The organism is Archangium sp. (assembly GCF_036388035.1).
Lineage (GTDB): Bacteria > Myxococcota > Myxococcia > Myxococcales > Myxococcaceae > Archangium.
The window spans coordinates 1-1,567 of the sequence record NZ_DASVSO010000733.1; the positions used below are offsets into that span (position 1 = coordinate 1).

General features: G+C 69.1%; 2 protein-coding genes. Both read left to right on the forward strand.

What is annotated here, in order from left to right:
* On the forward strand, positions 1-438 hold a 438-nt coding region (locus tag VF697_RS30120), incomplete at its 5' end, for a Uma2 family endonuclease (RefSeq protein WP_331100289.1).
* 21 nt (positions 439-459) lie between these two features.
* Positions 460-1,567: hypothetical protein (locus VF697_RS30125; protein WP_331100291.1), on the forward strand; the 1,108-nt coding region annotated here is incomplete at its 3' end.

Genomic DNA, 1,567 nt, shown 5'->3' on the forward strand with positions numbered 1-1,567 from the left:
CACGCCTATGCCACCTCCCAGCTCGGCGCGGAGCTCATCTCCACCTACGGCGCCGGCCGTGGCATCCCCGGCTCCTGGCTCCTGCTCTCCGGGTTGGAAATCCACCTCGGCCAGAGCGTCCTCGCCCCGGACCTGATGGGCTGGCGGCGCGAGCACATGCCCCGCCTGCCCCGGGGCGCCTCCGGCATCGCGCTCGCCCCCGACTGGGTGTGCGAGGTGCTCTCCCACCCCGAGGAGCGCGCCCAGCTCCTGCCCCTCTACGCCCGCGAGGGCATCCGCCATGTGTGGCTGGTGGACCCGGAGGTGCGCACCCTGGAGGAGCTCGAACTCGACGGCCGTCGCTACTCGTTGCGTGCCCTGCACTCGGGCACGGAGACCGTTCGTGCCGAACCTTTCGGCGCGCTGGCGCTGTCGTTGCGCCTCCTGTGGGCCGAGTGAGTCGCTAAGCTGCGGCCTCTTATGACGGCCGCGGCTCCACTCGTCTTCGAGAAGGCTCACGTCCTCTGCTATCGCACCTTTGATATCGCCGAGGAGATCAACCTCGAGCAGGCCCGCCGCGTCCTCACCTCGGACACCCGCCGCCTCAAGCTCGGCCGGGAGAACAGCCAGTACCTCCAGCTGCCCAACCCGCCCCTGGCCTTCGAGCTGGGGCGGCGCCCCTTCGCCCTGCGCCACGGGCCCGTCACCGTGGACGTGACGGCGCGCCTCTTCGACCACGGCGCCGCCTCCATCATCCTGCGCGTCCCCGTCCCCTCGGGCACCTCCTACGAGACGCTCACCGCGCTCGCCGATGAGCTGTACGACAGTGTGGCCCTGGAGGAGCTCGCCCTGGAGCTCATCGAGTCGGTGCGCAAGATGATCGCCCCGGCCATCCAGGGGCCGCACCTGTGGGACCAGAACGAGAGCTACACCGTCCTCTTCGTCGAGCGGATTCAGGGCAACCCCTCCGCCGAGGAGGTAATGGCCCGCGCGGACCTCGCCCGGGTGCTGCTGGGCGAGGTGGACACCAAACCGCTCTCCCAGCGCGAGCGCGAGGCCGTCACCCAGTCCCGCTTCAGCTACACCGTGGAGGACCTGGTCGTCGTGGACTGGAACAGCGCCTTCGTCTACGAGCCCTCCGGCTCCAGCGACATTCCGGATCTGCTGGAGGTGGCCAACGCCCAGCTGCTGGAGTTCCGCTACTACGACGAGCAGCTGGACGCCCACATCGCCCGCATCCATGACCAGGTGCAGTCCCGGCGCCACGGCTTCCGGGCCCTCTTCCGCAGCCCCTACCGCGCCCTGGCCCGCGAGACGCTCGCCACCCTGGTGGACCTCAACGAGTTCATCGAGCGCGTGGAGAACAGCCTCAAAATCATTGGCGATTTCTACCTGGCCAAGGTGTACGAGGCCGCCGTCAAGCGCATGCGCATCCCCGCCTGGCAGGCCTCGGTGACGCGCAAGCAGCAGCTGCTCGCGCAGACGTACGGGCTGCTCAAGGGCGAGGTGGACACCGACCGGAGCCACACCCTCGAGCTCACCGTCGTGCTCCTCATCGTCCTGGAGATCGTCTTCGCCCTCCTCAGTG